A 16,545-nucleotide genomic window follows, 5' to 3' on the forward strand; every position below is an offset into this window, starting at 1 on the left:
CGAGCCGCGCTCAGGCCGGCGGATTCAGAAGAAGTTCTATTCCTGCTCACCGAATTTGCTATCGAACAGAGTTTCAATTTCGGCAAGGGCTTGCTCGGCATCGCTGCCCGAAGCCTCCAGCCGCACCGTCACGCCCAGCCCGGCAGCCAGCATCATGACGCCCATGATGCTCTTGGCGTTCACGCGCTGCGCGCCGCGCGAGATGAAGATCTCGCTTGAGAACTTGCTGGCCAGTTGCGTCAGCTTGGCGGCCGCGCGGGCGTGCAGGCCAAGTTTATTGCTGATGACGATGTCTGTATTAGGCATAGGAAGAATTATGGCCGCGGCGGGAACCGCGGTGAGGATTGCAGCAAAACGTCGAACCGGATGTCAGCCGAAAATATCAGCCGACATGATAGGGCAAATTACCGCCCGTCAGTCTACACGCAAGACGCCCTGCACTCCGCCGGACAGGGCTTTTTCGCGGGTTTCGGCCAGGGGCAGGTTGCGGTAGGTCAGCGCCCGCAGCAGCATCGGGGTGTTCAGCCCCGCCAGCACGCAGCACTGGATGCCCTGCGCCTGCGCGCCGGCCACGGCCCGTTTGGCGATGTTCGCGGGCGTGGCGCCGATCAGGTCCGTCAGCACCAGCACCCCGCCACCGTGCTCCTGTTCGAGGATGTCCTTGAGCACGTCGGGCGCCAGATCGTCCGGCCGGTCCTCGGGCTGGATATCGTGGATGGCCAGCATGCCGTCGATGTCGCCCATGACGTGGCTGGCGCATTCGCGCATCGCCGCGCCCAGGGGCGCGTGCACGACGATGACAATACCCGTGGCCATGGCGGCGCCCCGGCTCAGGCCGCGGTCTTGCCCGCCACAGCCCGTTCCAGCGCCGTGACGAACATGCCCGCGACGTCGAATCCGGTCTGTTCCGCGATTTCGACAAAGCAGGTGGGGCTGGTGACGTTGACCTCGGTGACGTAATCGCCGATGACGTCCAGGCCGACCAGCAACAGGCCGCGCGCGGCGAACCTGGGCGCCACGGCCTCGGCGATTTCGCGGTCGCGCGGCGACAGCTCCTGCGCCACGCCGCGCCCGCCGGCCGCCAGGTTGCCGCGGGTTTCGCCGGCCAGCGGAATGCGGGCCAGCGAATATGGCACCGGCTCGCCGCCGATCAGCAGGATGCGCTTGTCGCCGTTGACGATCTCGGGAATGTAGCGCTGCGCCATGATGGTGCGCGCGCCGTCTTCGGTGAGGGTTTCCAGGATGGCGTTGAGGTTCGGGTCCTTGGGCTGGAGCCGGAACACGCCGGTGCCGCCCATGCCGTCCAGCGGCTTGACGATGACGTCCTGGTATTTGTCGTGGAAGGCTTTCAGGCGCGCCATGTTGCGGGTCACCAGCGTGGGCGCGGTGAACTCGCTGATCTCGGTGATCGCCAGCTTTTCCGGATGGTTGCGGATCGCGGCGCCGCCGTTGAACACCCGGGCGCCCTGCGCCTCGGCATATTCGAGCAGGTGGGTGGAATACACGTATTCCATGTCGAACGGCGGGTCCTTGCGCATGACGACCGCGCCGAAATCCGCCAGCGGCAGGTCCTGCGCCGCGGATTCGCGCCACCAGTCGTGGCCGTGCAGATCGGCGTCCGCGACCAGTTCGATGGGGGTGGTCACGGCCTTGACCGTGCCTTCCTCGATGTAGAGGTCGCCCTGCATGGCCACGCTGAGCGTGTGGCCGCGCGCGACCAGAGCGCGCATCATGGCAACCGAGCTGTCCTTGTACGCCTTGAGCAGCGGCAAGGGATCCAAAACGAACAATACGTGCATCGCGACACCCTGAACGGACGCCGCCTTCCCTCGCGGGAAGGCGGCTTTCTTTTTGACATCGTAGCGCAGAGCCGCCCAATAAGCGAACCCGCCGGTCCACGGCGCGGACGGCGGGTTCTACGGGCAACCGTGCTGAAGGCGATCCCGGCTAAGGGCGCCTCCCGGCGCTCAGGCCGATTCGGACTTGCCCGAGGGCGCGGCCTTCTTCTTGGGCGCCAGCACCATGACCATCTGACGGCCTTCGAGCTTGGGCATGGCTTCGACCTGGGCAAGTTCCAGCAGATCGTCGCGCACACGTTCGAGTACCCGCATGCCGAGTTCCTGGTGGGCCATTTCGCGGCCCCGGAAACGCAGCGTCACCTTGGCCTTGTCGCCTTCTTCGAGGAAGCGGCGCAGGTTGCGCAGCTTGACCTGGTAGTCGCCCTCGTCGGTGGCCGGACGGAATTTGACTTCCTTGACCTGGATGACCTTCTGCTTGGAACGGGCTTCAGCCTGGCGCTTCTGCTCCTGGTACTTGAACTTGCCGTAGTCCATCAAACGGCAGACCGGCGGCTCGGCGTTCGGCGCGATTTCCACCAGATCCACGTCGCTTTGCTCGGAAAGACGGAACGCTTCGGCGATCTTGACGATGCCGAGCTGTTCTCCGTCCAGACCTATCAGGCGCACCTCGGGGACGCGGATTTCACCGTTGATGCGATTGGCTTTTTCAGTGGCGATGTTGAAAGCTCCTAGAAATGTTAAGCAGCGCTGCTATCGGGTTGATTGACGTCGCGGCGGGTGGAGACGTCCTCGGCCAGTCGCGCGACGAATTCGTCGATGGCGATGGCGCCGAGGTCCAGACCACCCAGCCCGCGGACGGCGACGGTGCCGTTTTGTTTTTCCTTGTCGCCGACGACCAGGATGTACGGAACCTTTTGCAGGCTGTGTTCCCGAATTTTACGAGTGATTTTTTCACCGCGCAAATCGGACTCCACTCTAAAGCCTTGTTTTTTCAGGCTTTGCGTGATTTGGGCCGCATAATCGGCCGAAGGCTCGGAAATGCAGCACACCACGGCCTGCACCGGAGCCAGCCAGGGCGGCATGGCGCCGGCGTGGTTTTCGATCAACATGCCGATGAAACGCTCCAGCGAACCGAGGATCGCACGGTGCAGCATGACCGGCGGACGGCGCTGGTCGTTCTGGTCCACGTACTCGGCGCCCAGGCGCACGGGCATGGAGAAATCGACCTGGATCGTGCCGCACTGCCAGTGGCGGCCGATGGCGTCTTTCAGGGTGTATTCCACCTTGGGACCATAGAAAGCGCCCTCTCCCGGCGAAATCTCGAATTCGCAGCCGGTGCGGCGCAGGCTTTCCATCAGGGCCGCCTCGGCCGTGTCCCAGACCTCGTCCGAACCGATGCGCTTTTCCGGACGCGTGGCGACCTTGTACAGTACCTCGGTGAAACCGAAGTCGCGGTAGACCTTCTGCAGCAGCGCCGTGAAGTCGGCGCATTCGTCCTGGAGCTGTTCTTCGGTACAGAAAATGTGGCCGTCGTCCTGCGTAAAGCCGCGCACGCGCATCATGCCGTGCAGCGAACCCGAGGGCTCGTTGCGGTGGCACTGGCCGAATTCGCCGTAGCGCAGCGGCAGTTCGCGATAGGAATGCAGGCCGGCGTTGAAGATCTGCACATGGCCCGGGCAGTTCATGGGCTTGAGGCCGTAGACACGGTTCTCGGACTCGGTCGTGAACATGTTTTCACGGTAGTTGTCCCAGTGGCCGGTCTTTTTCCAGAGCGAAATGTCCAGGATCTGCGGCGCCTTCACTTCCTGGTAGCCATTGTCGCGGTAGACGGAGCGCATGTACTGCTCCACCTGCTGCCACAGGGTCCAGCCCTTGGGGTGCCAGAAAATCAGGCCCGGGGCCTCGTCCTGGAAATGGAACAGGTCGAGCTCGCGGCCGATCTTGCGGTGGTCGCGGCGTTCGGCCTCTTCCAGCATGTGCAGATAGGCGTCCTGTTCTTCCTTGGTGGCCCAGGCGGTGCCGTAGATGCGCTGGAGCATCTCGTTCTTGCTGTCGCCGCGCCAGTAGGCGCCGGCCACCTTCATCAGCTTGAAGACCTTCAGCTTGCCGGTGGACGGCACGTGGGGGCCGCGGCACAGGTCGATGAAGTTGCCTTCGCGGTACAGGCTGAGCGTCTCGTTCGAGGGGATCGAGGCGATGATCTCGGCCTTGTACTTTTCGCCGATGCCCTTGAAGAATTCGACGGCGTCGTCGCGCGACCACTCTTCGCGCGTGACGGTTTCGTCCTTCTTGGCCAGTTCGGCCATTTTCTTTTCGATGGCGGCCAGGTCTTCGGGCGTGAAGGGACGCTTGTACGAGAAATCGTAGTAGAAGCCGTTGTCGATCACCGGGCCGATGGTGACCTGGGCGTCCGGGAACAGCTCCTTGACGGCATAGGCCAGCAGGTGGGCCGTGGAATGGCGGATCAGATCCAGGCCGTCGGCGTCCTTGGCGGTCACGATCGCCAGGCTTGCGTCGCCTTCGATGCGGAAGCTGGTGTCGACCAGCCGGGCTTGCTCGCCTTCGAACGTGACGCGCCCGCCCAGGGCGGCCTTGGCCAAGCCCGTGCCGATCGACTGCGCCACTTCAGCGACCGTTACCGGCCCCGGATATTGGCGCTGCGAACCATCGGGCAATGTGATCTGTACCATCGGGAGTCTTTCCTGGAGGTTCTGGAAACTGAAAAATCAAAAAACGGAAACGAAAAACGCGGCCTGGAAGCCGCGTTCTTTGGATTGTCTTGCTGAGTTCTGCCGCTGACCTGACACGGAGAAACCCGACGCACGAAAACACTAACGCGACATAGGGCGAAAGTTCCGGGTCGTAGTTCGTGCCAGCGGGTAAAGCATGGTGCGGTGCCTGTGTGGCTCGCGCTTGAAACGCGCGTAACCAAAATTCGTTTATCTGACCCGATTGTAGCACTAATGCCGCCTTTTCCGTGGCGAAAGCGCGACATCCAGCCCTAGGACTCCGACCTGTCCGTACCGCCGTCCGCCGACTCGATGCCGAAATCTGCGTCTGGCGGCTTGTCGTGTATCCATTATTTTTGTACTGTAACCAAACTTTAATCGTCATAGGCCATATTTACCGCCAGGAAAAGTCAAACAGTACAACGGTCCGAAATCAGCGCATTTCCAGTGCGAACAGCCGGCCGAAAACGTAATCTGGCTGCTACCAATCTAGGACCAACAGCGAACTCAGCGCGGAGCCGGCCTCCGGCATTCCGCCCCAACCAAAACAGCGGAAAGCACAAGATGAAACCTATTCCAGCGCCCCGCACCGCGGCACTCAATTCCTCCAGCCCCGCGCGTCCCGAAACCGGCAATCTGCCGGAAGCCCGCCAACACCTGCTGCTGTCGCGCCTGCCCCCGGTGGTCAACGTGGCCGTCCTGGACGACCACCCGGTCATCGCCGTGGGCGTAAGCGCCTATCTCGAAAGCCGGTCCGGCTTCCGGGTCCTGCACCAGGAAACCTCGGCCCGATCGTTACTGGAAAAGCTGTCCCACACGCCTTGCGACGTGGCCCTGGTGGATTTCTACCTGCCGCAGGATCTCTGGGACGGCGTGAGCTATCTGCGGCGCCTGCGCCGCTATCACCCCAACATGGCGATCATCACGTTCTCGGCCGGCAACCGCCAGGAAACCCAGTACGCCGCCTTCCGGGCGGGGGCAAACGGCTACATGGCCAAGAAATGGGGTTTGAGCCTGCTGCCCGAAATGATCCGAGGCGTGCTCAGCGGCAAGCACAAGTTCCTGACCGTGCGCGACGGCCGGGTCCACTCGCAGGAGCCCACCGCCCCGCACGAATCGCTGACCACCTCGGAAGTGGAGATCCTGCGCCACATCAGCCAGGGCTTTTCGGTGACACAGATCGCGGCGCGGCTGGTGCGCAGCAAGAAGACCATCAGCACGCACAAACGCTGCGCGATGCGCAAGCTGCAGCTGTCCGACGACTTGTCGCTGGCCCTGTACCTGCGCGAGAAGTTCGCGATCGAATGAAGCGCCCCGCCGCTCCCGCTATCGGTCTCTTAGATGATGCGGGAGTAGCTGGCCCCGCTGGCGGCCGATTGCAGGTAGCCGTCGAATGCCATGGCCACGGCGCGCACGAAATACCAGCCCAGGCCGGTCACGCGCAGCGCGCCTTGCTGCAGTTCGACCAGGCCCAGTTCGGCCAGGCTGGTCATCTGCTCCAGCTCGCGGCTGAAGTAGTCGCCGAAGCGCAGGCGGTGGCGCGCCTCGATGCGCGCGAAGTCCACGCGCCCCTGGCACATGATGTCCATGATGATCTCGCGCCGGACCAGGTCGTCCTCGCTCAGCGCCAGCCCTCTTTCCACCGCGAAGCGTCCGGACTCGATGGCCGCGTAATAGGTGTCCAGATCCTTGGCGTTCTGGCTGTAGGTGTCGCCGATGCGGCCGATGGCCGACACGCCCAGCGCGACCAGGTCGCGGTCGGGCTGCGTGCTGTAGCCCTGGAAGTTGCGATGCAGCTCGCCGCGCCGCTTGGCCACGGCCAGCGAATCGGAGTCCAGGGCGAAATGGTCCATGCCGATGTACGAATAACCCTGCTTCAGGAAGCCGTCGATGGCGGCGCTGAGCAGGCCCACCCGCGTGGCGCGCGGCGGCAGGTCGATCTCGTTGATGCGGCGCTGCGGCTTGAAGCGCGTGGGCAGATGGGCATAGGCATACAGCGCGATACGGTCGGGCCGCAGCGCGATGACCTGCTCGATGGTGCGGCCGAACGATTCCGCGGTCTGCAGCGGCAGGCCGTAGATCAGGTCCACGTTGACCGAGTCGTAGCGCAGCTCGCGGGCGCTGCGCACCAGCGCCTCCACCGACTCGAAGGACTGCACCCGATGCACCGCCGCCTGCACGCGCGCGTCGAAATCCTGCACGCCGAAGCTCAGGCGGTTAAAGCCCAGCCGGCGCAGATAGGCCAGCCGCTCGGGCGTGGCGGTGCGCGGATCGACCTCGATGGAAAGCTCCGCGTCGGGTTCGAAGCGGAAGGCGCGGCGCAGGTCCGCCATCAGGCGGTCCAGCTCGGCGTCGGAGAGGAAGGTCGGGGTGCCGCCGCCGAAATGCAGCTGCGAGACCGGCACGCCCTCGCCCAGTTCGCGCACGTGCAGGCCGATCTCGGCGGCCAGCGCGTCCAGGTAGCGGGCGGCGCGGTCATGGTGACGCGTGATCACCTTATTACAGGCACAGTAATAACAGACCGACTCGCAGAAAGGGATGTGCACATACAGCGAGAGCGGTTCATCCGGGCTGGTCGCCCGCCGCTGCCGCAGGGCCAGCCGGTAGTCCAGTTCGCCGAAACCGGCGTGATACCGGTCGGCAGTGGGATAAGAGGTGTAACGCGGCCCGTTCTTGTCCAGCCTTGCCAGCAGTTGGGGCGGAAACAGGGGCTTGGCGACCGCGGGCGCCTGGGCTTCGGACGGTTGAGGACGGGGAGCGGCTTGCATACTCCGGATTATTCGCCTGCGCCGGCCCGCCTCATTTGATCTGGCGCAAAACCAGGCCCTTAAAATGAGGCCATTCAAGTCTCACGATAAGGAAATCCCATGGGCACCGAACTGGATGGCCGCCTTCTGGCCATGCGCCAGGCGTTGGCGATCGCCATCGCCCTGTCCACCCGCAGCAGCCCCCAGGCCACCGACATGGCGCTGGAACTGCTCGGCGACCTGAAGGCCAGCCTGGACGACACCCCTTCCGACAGTCCCTTCGAAACGCCCGAATGGGTCGCCGGCGCGCACGACGAACTCGACGGCATCGCCCGCCTGGTGCGGGCCTTCACCCAGACGCCCGAACCGGGCAGCGAGGCGTAGCCAGCGGCGTTCAGCTGGTTTCGCGCTGGACCAGCGTGAACCCCAGGTCCACGTGGCGTTCGGCGACGGCCTCGCCCGCCAGGTGCCGCATCAGCAGCCCGGCCGCGGCCGCGCCGATCTGGTAGCGGGGCGTGGCGATGGTCGACAGCGGCGGCGTGGTCCAGGCCGAACCGGCCAGGTCGTGAAAACCCACGATGGCCATGCGCTGCGGCACCGCCAGGCCCAGCCGGCCGCACTGGAACACCGCGCCCTGGGCCAGGTCGTCATTGCAGAAAAAGACCGCGTCGCAATCGGGATGGGCGGCGTGCAGGTCCTGCAGCAATGACGCGCCCAGGCCGATGGACGATTTTTCCGGCGTCATGATCTCCAGCGCCGCGTCATACAGGCCCGCGTCCCGCAGCGCCTGGCGGCAACCCTCGCAACGGCGCAGCGAACGCGGGTCCAGCTGCGCGCCCACGATGCCGATGCGCCGGCAGCCGCGCTCGACCAGGTGGCGGCCGGCGGCGTAGCCCGAATCGAACTGCGAGAAGCCGACGCTCATGTGCTCGCCGCCGTCCAGGGTTTCGATGGTGTGCACCGTGGGCAGCCCGCGCGCGCGCAGCAGCTCCCATACGCTGGGGCTGTGGTCGATGCCGGTCAGAATCAGTCCGTCGGGCGAATGCTGCAGGTATTTGCGCAGCAGGCCTTCCTCCTCGTCCGGGCCATAGCCGGTCACGCCGATCAGCATGTGGTAGCCGTGGCGGTCCAGCACTTCCTTGATGCCGGCCAGGATGTCCACGAACACCACGTTGCTCAGCGACGGAATCAGCACCACGATGGTCTGCGAGCGCGCCGACGCCAGCGCGCTGGCGGCGTGATTGGGAACATAGCCCAGCTCCTCGCACGCCTGCGCAATGCGCAGGCGCAGCGCCTCGGCCACCTTGTCCGGCGTGCGCAAGGCGCGCGACACCGTAATGGCGCTGACGCCGACGCGGCGCGCGACGTCCTGCATGGTGACGCGCCCGGCGTGCGGGCTTCGGGGTTTACGGGCGGACATTTGTCCTCGGCATGAGTTGGCGAGCGCGTAGTCTGACCCAAAAAACAAAGGCTTGCCAAAGCAAAAATGTTAGCGCTAACATTTTCGGCAGCATAAGCCAAAAATTCCGCACGACGGAGAGGAGACAAACCATGCGAGCCTTCCCACCGGGGCGGCCTGGCGGTTCGCCGCTGGCCCGCGCCGCCGACTGGTGCTTCGCGTTGCAGACCTGGCTGATGGCGGCCTGTCTGGCCGTAATGGTGGTGTTGCTGTTCGGCAATGTGGCGCTGCGCTACCTGTTCAATTCCGGCATCAACGTATCGGACGAGATCTCCCGCCTGGCCTTCGTCTGGATGATTTTCCTGGGCTCGGTGATCGCGCTGCGCAGCCACCAGCACATCGGCGTCACCATGCTGGTCGAACGCTTCGGCCCGGGCGCGCGCCGCGCCGCGCACGTTTTCAGCCAGCTGCTGATCCTGTGGGTGCTCTGGCTGATGGCCGATGGCAGCTGGACCCAGACCGTCATCGGCCTGGACACGGCGCTGCCCGTCACCGGCATGCCGCTGGCGGCATTCAACGCAGCCACGCTCTATGCCGCGGTCGCGATGGGCCTGCTGACGCTGGCCGATCTGGCGCGGGTGCTGGCCGGCGGCCCCCTGCCCCTGCCTCCCGGCCATGCGGGAGGCCAGGAATGACCCTTGCCCTGTTCCTGTTCGTGCTGCTGGGGCTGATCGCCCTGGGCCAGTCCATCGCCTTCGCGCTGCTGCTCAGCGCGATCGCCTTGATGGTCCAGCTGGACTTCTTCGACACTCAGATCCTGGCACAGAACATGCTGTCGGGCGCCAACAGCTTCACGCTCATGGCGGTGCCCCTGTTCATGCTGGCCGGAGAACTGATGAACGCCGGCGGCATTTCGCGCCGCATCGTCAATCTGGCCACCTTGCTGGTGGGACACATACGGGGAGGCCTGGGCTATGTCGCCATCTTCGCCAGCGTGCTGCTGGCCGCCCTGTCGGGCTCGGCCGTCGCCGACGCCGCGGCGCTGGGTTCCCTGCTGATCCCCATGCTGCGCGAAAAAGGCTACGACGCGGGCCAGGCCTCGGGGCTGATCGCCGCCAGCGGCATCATCGCCCCCATCATTCCGCCGTCGATCGCCTTCATCATCTTCGGCGTCGCCACCAACGTTTCCATCACCAAGCTGTTCTTCGCCGGCATCGCACCCGGGCTGATGATGGGCCTGACCCTGGTGGCGGTATGGGCCTGGGTGGCGCGCCGGCATGGCGGCGCCGGGCCGGCGCCGCGCGCCTCGTGGGGCGAGCGCGCCCGCGCGCTGCGCGAATCGCTGTGGGCCCTGATGCTGCCGGTCATCATCATAGGCGGGCTGCGCGGCGGCATCTTCACCCCGACCGAGGCGGCCGTCGTCGCGGCGGTCTACGCGCTGCTGATCAGCCTGTTCGTCTACCGCGAAATCGGCCTGCGCGATCTGGCGCCGCTATTCGTCAACGCCGCCAGCACCACCGCCGTGGTCATGTTCCTGGTGGCCGCCGCCATGGTGTCCTCCTACATGATCACGCTGGCCGACATGCCCGAAGACCTCATCGCGCTGCTGGACCCGGTGCTGGACCGGCCCAAGCTGCTGATGTTCGCGCTGCTCATCCTGCTGACGCTGGTGGGCACGGTGATGGACCTCACGCCCACCATCCTGATCCTGGCGCCGGTGCTGATGCCGGTGGTCACCAAGGCCGGCATCGACCCCGTCTACTTCGGCGTGATGTTCGTCATGGTGGGCTGTGTGGGCCTGCTCACGCCGCCGGTCGGCACCGTGCTCAACGTGGTCTGCGGCGTCGCCCGCATCAATATGGAAACCATCATCAAAGGCGTGTGGCGCTATGTCGTCGCCTACACGCTGCTGTTGATCCTGCTGGTGATCTTCCCTGAACTGATCACCGTCCCTGCACGCTGGATGCATTAGAAAAATCCAAGGAGGAGCACCATGATCACCCGTTTCAAGACCCGCACCCTGGCCCTGGCCGCGGCGCTGTGCTGCACCGTCGCCGCCGCTTCGGCCGCCGACGTCAAACCGCGCCTGATCCGTTTCGGCTACGGCCTGAACGAAGACAGCGTCCAGGGCCGCGCCGCGCGCCACCTGGCGCAGGAACTGCAGAAAATCAGCGACGGCAAGCTCAAGATGAAAACCTTCGGCTCGGCCAGCCTGGGTTCGGACGAACAGATGCAAGGCGCGCTGGTCGGCGGCGTCCAGGAAATGATGGTGGGCTCGACCGCGCCGCTGGCCGGCATGGTCAAGGAGTTCGGCATGTTCGACCTGCCGTTCCTGTTCAACAGCGAAAAAGAAGCCGACGCCGTGCTCGACGGCCCGCTGGGCCAGGACCTGCTGAAAAAGCTGGAAGCCAAGGGCCTGGTCGGGCTGGTGTACTGGGAAAACGGCTTTCGCAACCTGACCAACTCCAAGCGCCCCATCGTGCGCGCCGAAGACCTGCAAGGCATCAAACTGCGCGTCATGCAGAACCAGATCGCGCTCGGCGTGTTCAACGCGCTGGGCGCCAACGCCGTGCCCATGCCGTTCTCGGAACTGTTCACGGCGCTGGAGACGCGCACCGTGGACGGCCAGGAAAACCCCATCACCACCATCCAGAGCAGCAAGTTCTACGAGGTGCAGCCCTACCTGACCATCACCCGTCACGTCTATACGCCGTGGGTGGTGCTGGCGTCCAAGAAATGGTGGGACGGCCTGTCGGCCGACGAACAGCGGCTGATCCGCCAGGCCGCCGCCTCGTCGCGCGATTTCGAACGCAAGGACAGCCGCGCCGATTCCCAGAAAGCCATGGGCATCCTGGAATCGGCCGGCATGAAGATCAATACTGTGTCTGAACAGGAAGTGGCGCGCATGCGCCAGACGGTGCAGCCGGTGGTCGACAAGTACACGCAGGAACTCGGCCCCGACCTGATCAAGCAGCTGAACGACGAAATCGGGAAGGCGCGCAACTGACCCGGTTTCCAGCCGCCCGGACCGCGCCGGGCGGCCACGCAACCATAGAGCGAGATGTCCATGCCGCACAATCCCCGCAAACTGCGCAGCCAGAAATGGTTTGACGACCCCACCCACGCCGACATGACCGCCATCTACGTCGAGCGCTATCTCAACTACGGCCTGACCCGGCAGGAACTGCAATCGGGCCGCCCCATCATCGGCATCGCCCAGACCGGCAGCGACCTGGTGCCGTGCAACCGCCACCACCTGGCGCTGGCCGAACGCATCCGCGCCGGCATCCGCGACGCCGGCGGCATTCCGATGGAATTCCCCGTGCACCCGCTGGCCGAACAGGGCCGCCGTCCCACGGCCGCGCTGGACCGCAACCTGGCCTATCTGGGGCTGGTCGAGATCCTGCACGGCTATCCGCTGGACGGCGTGGTGCTGACCACCGGCTGCGACAAGAGCACGCCGGCCTGCCTCATGGCCGCGGCCACCATAGACATACCCGCGATCGTGCTGTCGGGCGGCCCGATGCTCGACGGCTGGCACGACGGCCAGCGCGTGGGCTCCGGCACGGTCATCTGGCATGCCCGCAAGCTCATGGCCGCCGGCAAGCTCGACTACGAAGGCTTCATGACCCTGGCCACCGCCTCGTCGCCCTCCATCGGCCACTGCAACACCATGGGCACGGCGCTGTCGATGAACTCGCTGGCCGAGGCCCTGGGCATGTCGCTGCCCACCTGCGCCAGCATCCCGGCGCCCTACCGCGAACGCGGCCAGATGGCCTACGCCACCGGCGTGCGCATCTGCGACATGGTGCGCGAAGACCTGCGCCCGTCCCACATCCTGACGCGCGAGGCCTTCGAGAACGCCATCGTCGTGGCCTCGGCGCTGGGCGCGTCCAGCAACTGCCCGCCCCACCTCATCGCCATCGCCCGGCACACCGGCATCGATCTCAGCCTGGACGACTGGCAGCGGCTGGGCGAAGACGTGCCGCTGCTGGTGAACTGCGTGCCCGCCGGCGAACACCTGGGCGAAGGCTTTCACCGCGCCGGCGGCGTTCCCGCCGTGCTGCACGAACTGGCCGCCGCCGGCCGCCTGCACACCGGCTGCGCCACGGTGTCGGGCAAGACCATAGGCGAGATCGCCGCCGCGGCCAAACCCCATGACGCCGACGTGATCCGCAGCTGCGACCGGCCGCTGAAGCACCGCGCCGGCTTCATCGTCCTGTCGGGCAACTTCTTCGACAGCGCCATCATCAAGATGTCGGTGGTGGGCGACGACTTCCGCCGCGCCTATCTGTCGCAGCCGGGGTCGGAAAACGCCTTCGAGGCGCGCGCCATCGTATTCGAAGGCCCCGAGGACTACCACGCGCGCATCGACGACCCGGCGCTGAACATCGACGAGCGCTGCATACTGGTGATCCGCGGCGCCGGCACCGTGGGCTACCCCGGCAGCGCCGAAGTCGTCAACATGGCGCCGCCTGCGGCCCTGATCAGGCGCGGCATCGATGACCTGCCCTGCATGGGCGACGGCCGCCAGAGCGGCACTTCCGCCAGCCCGTCGATCCTGAACATGTCGCCCGAGGCCGCGGTGGGCGGCGGCCTGGCGCTGCTGCGCACCGGCGACCGCATCCGCGTCGACCTGAACCAGCGCACGGTCACGGCGCTGGTGGACGAAACCGAAATGGCGCGCCGCAGCCAGGAACCCGGCTACCAGGCGCCCGCGTCGCAGACGCCGTGGCAGGAACTGTACCGGCAATGGGTGGGCCAACTATCGACCGGCGGCTGCCTGGAGCCGGCCACGCTGTACCTGAAGGTCGTGGAAACCCGCGGCGACCCCAGGCATTCGCACTGAGACCGGCGCCTATGCGCCGGGCGGCTTTTCATCCGCGGCGGGCGGGCGCGGCGACGGCCGGGTAAGGACATAGGCGGCGCTGGCCAGGAAGAAAACCGCGACCGCCGCCCCCAGTTGCCAGGACGGGTCCGCGCCCCACCAGAAAAGCACGTACCCCAGCGCCATGCCCAGGCAGGCATAGGTCTTGCCCTTGGCCGACACGGCGCCCTGGTCGCGCCAGGCGCGCAGCGCGGGCCCGTAGGTGGGGCTGTCCAGCAGCCATTTTTCCAGCCTGGGGGACGAGCGCGAAAAGCAGCCTACCGCCAGGATCAGGAAGATGGTCGTAGGCATCACCGGCAGAAACGCGCCGATGATGCCCAACGCCAGCATCAGGCAGCCCAGGCATAGCCACAGCACTCTCATCATGGCAGTCGGCGGCGGGCCGCCGGGCGCCGGACGGAAGACTGGAAATTGGCCCGGGCGGTCTGACCCATGGGTTGCGAGTCCGTATCTGAAGAAACACCGCAATATACCGTAGCAGTGCATGACGGCCAGTCGGGATAGTATCCCAACACTATTGCGAACTATTGCGCTTTGCCTCCATACTAAACCCCCCAATCGTTTACTTTTGGAGGGTTTTGCAATGCAACGCGACGACATCCAAAAGCTGGGCGCGCAAGCCGCCCGCGACGGATTGACCTTGTGGGACTGCCCTTACTACCGTGCCCAGGCCATGCCGGCCCACACGGGGGAATCCATCGCGCAATGGCGCGACAAGGTCGAAGCCTGGGAAGCCGGTTGGATGGCACAGACCAAGAAATGGAAACAACCGCCAGGCGATAGCCAGCGATACGTGCCGCGCGCGGTCGCTCGCCGCGCGCAGTGAACCTGCGGGGCCGCCCGGCCCCGAGCCGCTTTCTTCAATCGCCCAGGAGATGGCAATGGGAAAACTCGACCGGAACTCCCCTTTTTCGCGCGATGAAAACTCGGCCGAATGGAGGGGCAAGCTGCAGCACCCGGACGCCAGGCTGCTGACGCCCGCCGGCCGCGGCGAAATGCCGTCGGCCGAAGATGAACTGCGCCAGTACATGAAAGAAATCAGCCGCCGGCCGGGCTACGGCCACGTGAGCCACTTGCTGCACGAGGCGCAGCGCAAGCGCTGAACCGCAAGAGACCGGCCGCCGTGCGCGGCCGGCGCGCCGCTTCAGTCAGGCAGCCGCAGCACGGGCGGATCGTCCGGCCGGTAGTCGAGCGCCGCCTTGTTGCCGGCCTCGATGGCGGCGTCCCAGTTGTCGTAGGCTAGGTCCTCGCCCCGCTCCACACGGACGACGTCGCCCGTGCGGGCGGAACGCGTCACGATTTCCCATTCATATTTGCCGCCGCGCCCGGGCTGCACGACCAGCGTGCTCCGGTAGGCAGGTGGATTGCCTGTTTCCATCGTGCACCTCCATGCCGTGGAACAGCCATCTTACCGCCTAGCGAATCACGGCGGTGCCCTGAATGACGACGCCCGGCTGCGGGTACACAGGCTGCGGATAGGCGGGATAGACCACGGGCCGCGGCGCCTTGCACTTGCGCTCTTCCTTGTAGTCGCCGTTGCGCTTCCACTTGCGCTCGACCTTGCAGTTTCCGTCCCAGTATTCCTGCTTGTACTTGCCGCCATGATGGCCGCCGTAATAATAGTCCCGATGGTCATCGTGGTCGGCCATCGCCGGCATGGAGACCGCGGCGCACCCGATAAACGCTCCAACACAGAGCAACGTTATTTTTTTCATGATTACCTCGCGAGAACTGCTCGCCCGCAGCATAGATTCAACTCGCCCGCCAAATAAGACGGCGCGTTACAGGGCCCACCCTATTCCTACAAAAATGTGCAGATCGGCGCGCTTGCCGGACCCTCGGTAGCGCTTGATACAAGCCGGTAACGCGCGGAGCCGCCGGAACGGCGTTTGCTCCGCAGCCGGGATTCATTATGGAGAGACCGCCATGAAACCCGCTCGCGCATTCCTGGCCATACCGCTGGCGCTGGCCGCGCTGTATCCGTCGACGCCCCGGCTGCATGCCCAGCCGCAAAACCAGTCCGGCGCCCGCCAGGAGGCCGGCAAACAATCGGCGCCGGTCCCGAAGCAGGCCGGACCCGACGGCCAGGGCCCGGACACCGCGGGCCCCACGCCGCCCAAACCGCCTGCCCCCGCGGCCGGCCCGGCCGAGCGCGAGCCCCAGCAGATACGCGGCCAGGGCACCGTCAAGGGCTCGCGGGCCAACCCCGCGCCCGACGGAAAAATACCGGGAGGCCAGGCCGGCAGCGGCGGCCACAAGACCAACGAGTTCGGCCGCTGACGCTGGCCCCGCGGCACGCCGCTTGCTGCAAGCTGATCGCCGCAGCGTTGCGGCGATCGTGCGAACCAGGAACCCGCGACATGCCCAAGCTTCCCTTCCATGCCGAATCCGACAACGAACGGCGCAAGGCCCAACCCACCGCGGACGGCCCTCCCACGGGGCGAGAGAACAATGACCCGGACTCGAACTCCGGCTATCCCGGCGGTGGAAAGGAACTGCCCGAAGGACGGGACGCCTACGGCCGCAACAAGAAAACCCAGGAGCAGGCGGGCAAAAATCCGCCTGTCGGCAAGCCGGGAGGCCGCTGACGTCGGATGCGCCGCCCGCCATCGCACACTCCTTACGCGCCCAGCTCTACGGGCGCTTTTTTTGAGACCCGCCCCTCTATTTCCCGCAGTAACAGTGCTGGACTTCCGGAGAGACGACGGTCATCGTCGTCCCTAAGGCAACTTCTACCATCGGAGGCGCGAAATGGATGAGCTCATCCACAAGGCTGGCCAGGAAGCTGCAAGGCACGGCGTACCTCTCTCGGCCTGCCCGTACATGAAGGCGATAAACATGCCGGGCCACACGGGCGAATCGCCCAGCAAGTGGCGCGCGAAACTGACGTCCTGGGAAGACGGCTGGCGCCGCGAAACCCAGGCCAGGCTTGCCGACCTGAAGCGGCGGCAACAGCAGCAACTGTCCGACTGAGGGCGGCGTC

Annotated in this window: 21 protein-coding genes; 11 read left to right on the forward strand and 10 right to left on the reverse strand. The window is 65.6% G+C overall.

What is annotated here, in order from left to right; translation table 11 throughout:
* Positions 1-36 precede the first annotated feature (36 nt).
* From AC1M14_RS16930 to thrS, 5 genes are all read right to left on the reverse strand, one after another.
* Complete coding sequence (locus AC1M14_RS16930) at positions 37-306, reverse strand: HPr family phosphocarrier protein (RefSeq protein WP_102771643.1); 270 nt, start codon at positions 304-306, stop codon at positions 37-39.
* A gap of 108 nt (positions 307-414) precedes the next feature.
* The gene (locus AC1M14_RS16935; RefSeq protein ID WP_479730090.1) at positions 415-816 is read right to left on the reverse strand and encodes a PTS sugar transporter subunit IIA; all 402 of its coding nucleotides are present in this window, start codon (positions 814-816) and stop codon (positions 415-417) included.
* A gap of 14 nt (positions 817-830) precedes the next feature.
* Entirely contained in the window at positions 831-1,799 is a 969-nt protein-coding gene (gene gshB, locus AC1M14_RS16940; protein WP_209164812.1) for a glutathione synthase, read from the reverse strand.
* A 168-nt stretch (positions 1,800-1,967) separates the two neighbouring features.
* The gene (gene infC, locus AC1M14_RS16945) at positions 1,968-2,516 is read right to left on the reverse strand and encodes a translation initiation factor IF-3 (protein ID WP_102771646.1); all 549 of its coding nucleotides are present in this window, start codon (positions 2,514-2,516) and stop codon (positions 1,968-1,970) included.
* Between the two features lie 20 nt (positions 2,517-2,536).
* Entirely contained in the window at positions 2,537-4,489 is a 1,953-nt protein-coding gene (thrS, locus tag AC1M14_RS16950; protein WP_111825493.1) for a threonine--tRNA ligase, read from the reverse strand.
* A gap of 603 nt (positions 4,490-5,092) precedes the next feature.
* On the opposite strand from thrS, the gene AC1M14_RS16955 reads away from it, so the two are divergent.
* Positions 5,093-5,836, forward strand: a complete 744-nt coding sequence (locus AC1M14_RS16955; RefSeq protein ID WP_102771648.1) for a response regulator — start codon at positions 5,093-5,095, stop codon at positions 5,834-5,836.
* A gap of 29 nt (positions 5,837-5,865) precedes the next feature.
* Here AC1M14_RS16955 and hemN read toward each other — a convergent pair whose 3' ends face one another.
* Positions 5,866-7,296, reverse strand: a complete 1,431-nt coding sequence (gene hemN, locus AC1M14_RS16960) for an oxygen-independent coproporphyrinogen III oxidase (protein WP_209164811.1) — start codon at positions 7,294-7,296, stop codon at positions 5,866-5,868.
* Between the two features lie 99 nt (positions 7,297-7,395).
* On the opposite strand from hemN, the gene AC1M14_RS16965 reads away from it, so the two are divergent.
* Positions 7,396-7,659 (forward strand): hypothetical protein, encoded by a 264-nt coding sequence (locus AC1M14_RS16965; RefSeq protein WP_479730091.1) that lies wholly within the window; start codon positions 7,396-7,398, stop codon positions 7,657-7,659.
* Between the two features lie 10 nt (positions 7,660-7,669).
* Here the strand turns inward: AC1M14_RS16965 and gntR are convergent, their stop codons facing one another.
* Complete coding sequence (gntR, locus tag AC1M14_RS16970; protein ID WP_479730092.1) at positions 7,670-8,695, reverse strand: HTH-type transcriptional regulator GntR; 1,026 nt, start codon at positions 8,693-8,695, stop codon at positions 7,670-7,672.
* A gap of 131 nt (positions 8,696-8,826) precedes the next feature.
* Here gntR and AC1M14_RS16975 point away from each other — a divergent pair, with 131 nt between their 5' ends.
* From AC1M14_RS16975 to AC1M14_RS16990, 4 genes are read left to right on the forward strand one after another with little or no spacing between them, the layout of a single operon-like run.
* Positions 8,827-9,369, forward strand: coding sequence for a TRAP transporter small permease (locus AC1M14_RS16975; RefSeq protein ID WP_479730093.1), 543 nt, complete (start codon positions 8,827-8,829; stop codon positions 9,367-9,369).
* Positions 9,366-10,646: a TRAP transporter large permease gene (locus AC1M14_RS16980; RefSeq protein ID WP_102771653.1), complete on the forward strand. Its 1,281-nt coding sequence runs from the start codon at positions 9,366-9,368 to the stop codon at positions 10,644-10,646. The genes AC1M14_RS16975 and AC1M14_RS16980 overlap by 4 nt, the downstream gene beginning before the upstream one ends.
* 21 nt (positions 10,647-10,667) lie before the next feature.
* Complete coding sequence (locus AC1M14_RS16985) at positions 10,668-11,681, forward strand: TRAP transporter substrate-binding protein (protein WP_479730094.1); 1,014 nt, start codon at positions 10,668-10,670, stop codon at positions 11,679-11,681.
* A gap of 60 nt (positions 11,682-11,741) precedes the next feature.
* Positions 11,742-13,523, forward strand: coding sequence for an IlvD/Edd family dehydratase (locus AC1M14_RS16990; RefSeq protein WP_102771871.1), 1,782 nt, complete (start codon positions 11,742-11,744; stop codon positions 13,521-13,523).
* A gap of 9 nt (positions 13,524-13,532) precedes the next feature.
* Here the strand turns inward: AC1M14_RS16990 and AC1M14_RS16995 are convergent, their stop codons facing one another.
* Positions 13,533-13,928 (reverse strand): YbaN family protein, encoded by a 396-nt coding sequence (locus AC1M14_RS16995; RefSeq protein WP_479730095.1) that lies wholly within the window; start codon positions 13,926-13,928, stop codon positions 13,533-13,535.
* Between the two features lie 217 nt (positions 13,929-14,145).
* Here AC1M14_RS16995 and AC1M14_RS17000 point away from each other — a divergent pair, with 217 nt between their 5' ends.
* The gene (locus tag AC1M14_RS17000; RefSeq protein WP_111825499.1) at positions 14,146-14,388 is read left to right on the forward strand and encodes a CrpP-related protein; all 243 of its coding nucleotides are present in this window, start codon (positions 14,146-14,148) and stop codon (positions 14,386-14,388) included.
* A gap of 55 nt (positions 14,389-14,443) precedes the next feature.
* Complete coding sequence (locus AC1M14_RS17005; protein ID WP_102771657.1) at positions 14,444-14,665, forward strand: hypothetical protein; 222 nt, start codon at positions 14,444-14,446, stop codon at positions 14,663-14,665.
* Positions 14,666-14,706: 41 nt separating this feature from the next.
* Here the strand turns inward: AC1M14_RS17005 and AC1M14_RS17010 are convergent, their stop codons facing one another.
* Together AC1M14_RS17010 and AC1M14_RS17015 are read right to left on the reverse strand one after the other, a co-directional pair.
* Positions 14,707-14,940, reverse strand: coding sequence for a hypothetical protein (locus AC1M14_RS17010; RefSeq protein ID WP_102771658.1), 234 nt, complete (start codon positions 14,938-14,940; stop codon positions 14,707-14,709).
* 37 nt (positions 14,941-14,977) lie between these two features.
* On the reverse strand, positions 14,978-15,277 hold the full coding sequence (locus AC1M14_RS17015; RefSeq protein ID WP_102771659.1) for a hypothetical protein: 300 nt from the start codon (positions 15,275-15,277) through the stop codon (positions 14,978-14,980).
* 211 nt (positions 15,278-15,488) lie between these two features.
* Between AC1M14_RS17015 and AC1M14_RS17020 the strand changes: the two genes are divergently transcribed.
* The 3 genes from AC1M14_RS17020 (at position 15,489) to AC1M14_RS17030 (ending at position 16,535) form a co-directional block, all read left to right on the forward strand.
* Positions 15,489-15,842: a hypothetical protein gene (locus AC1M14_RS17020; RefSeq protein WP_209164807.1), complete on the forward strand. Its 354-nt coding sequence runs from the start codon at positions 15,489-15,491 to the stop codon at positions 15,840-15,842.
* A gap of 80 nt (positions 15,843-15,922) precedes the next feature.
* Complete coding sequence (locus tag AC1M14_RS17025) at positions 15,923-16,150, forward strand: hypothetical protein (RefSeq protein ID WP_479730096.1); 228 nt, start codon at positions 15,923-15,925, stop codon at positions 16,148-16,150.
* 163 nt (positions 16,151-16,313) lie between these two features.
* Positions 16,314-16,535 carry a CrpP-related protein gene (locus AC1M14_RS17030; protein ID WP_102771662.1) on the forward strand — a complete coding sequence of 74 codons (222 nt, stop codon included), beginning with the start codon at positions 16,314-16,316 and terminating at the stop codon, positions 16,533-16,535.
* Positions 16,536-16,545 lie beyond the last annotated feature (10 nt).

The organism is Achromobacter sp. SX5 (assembly GCF_056711425.1).

Coding starts and splice junctions, on each gene's coding strand:
- AC1M14_RS16930 (WP_102771643.1), bottom strand. CDS start 306: ATGCCTAATACAGACATCGTCATCAGCAATAAACTTGGCCTGCACGCC.
- AC1M14_RS16935 (WP_479730090.1), bottom strand. CDS start 816: ATGGCCACGGGTATTGTCATCGTCGTGCACGCGCCCCTGGGCGCGGCG.
- gshB (WP_209164812.1), bottom strand. CDS start 1,799: ATGCACGTATTGTTCGTTTTGGATCCCTTGCCGCTGCTCAAGGCGTAC.
- thrS (WP_111825493.1), bottom strand. CDS start 4,489: ATGGTACAGATCACATTGCCCGATGGTTCGCAGCGCCAATATCCGGGG.
- AC1M14_RS16955 (WP_102771648.1), top strand. CDS start 5,093: ATGAAACCTATTCCAGCGCCCCGCACCGCGGCACTCAATTCCTCCAGC.
- hemN (WP_209164811.1), bottom strand. CDS start 7,296: ATGCAAGCCGCTCCCCGTCCTCAACCGTCCGAAGCCCAGGCGCCCGCG.
- AC1M14_RS16965 (WP_479730091.1), top strand. CDS start 7,396: ATGGGCACCGAACTGGATGGCCGCCTTCTGGCCATGCGCCAGGCGTTG.
- gntR (WP_479730092.1), bottom strand. CDS start 8,695: ATGTCCGCCCGTAAACCCCGAAGCCCGCACGCCGGGCGCGTCACCATG.
- AC1M14_RS16975 (WP_479730093.1), top strand. CDS start 8,827: ATGCGAGCCTTCCCACCGGGGCGGCCTGGCGGTTCGCCGCTGGCCCGC.
- AC1M14_RS16980 (WP_102771653.1), top strand. CDS start 9,366: ATGACCCTTGCCCTGTTCCTGTTCGTGCTGCTGGGGCTGATCGCCCTG.
- AC1M14_RS16985 (WP_479730094.1), top strand. CDS start 10,668: ATGATCACCCGTTTCAAGACCCGCACCCTGGCCCTGGCCGCGGCGCTG.
- AC1M14_RS16990 (WP_102771871.1), top strand. CDS start 11,742: ATGCCGCACAATCCCCGCAAACTGCGCAGCCAGAAATGGTTTGACGAC.
- AC1M14_RS16995 (WP_479730095.1), bottom strand. CDS start 13,928: ATGATGAGAGTGCTGTGGCTATGCCTGGGCTGCCTGATGCTGGCGTTG.
- AC1M14_RS17000 (WP_111825499.1), top strand. CDS start 14,146: ATGCAACGCGACGACATCCAAAAGCTGGGCGCGCAAGCCGCCCGCGAC.
- AC1M14_RS17005 (WP_102771657.1), top strand. CDS start 14,444: ATGGGAAAACTCGACCGGAACTCCCCTTTTTCGCGCGATGAAAACTCG.
- AC1M14_RS17010 (WP_102771658.1), bottom strand. CDS start 14,940: ATGGAAACAGGCAATCCACCTGCCTACCGGAGCACGCTGGTCGTGCAG.
- AC1M14_RS17015 (WP_102771659.1), bottom strand. CDS start 15,277: ATGAAAAAAATAACGTTGCTCTGTGTTGGAGCGTTTATCGGGTGCGCC.
- AC1M14_RS17020 (WP_209164807.1), top strand. CDS start 15,489: ATGAAACCCGCTCGCGCATTCCTGGCCATACCGCTGGCGCTGGCCGCG.
- AC1M14_RS17025 (WP_479730096.1), top strand. CDS start 15,923: ATGCCCAAGCTTCCCTTCCATGCCGAATCCGACAACGAACGGCGCAAG.
- AC1M14_RS17030 (WP_102771662.1), top strand. CDS start 16,314: ATGGATGAGCTCATCCACAAGGCTGGCCAGGAAGCTGCAAGGCACGGC.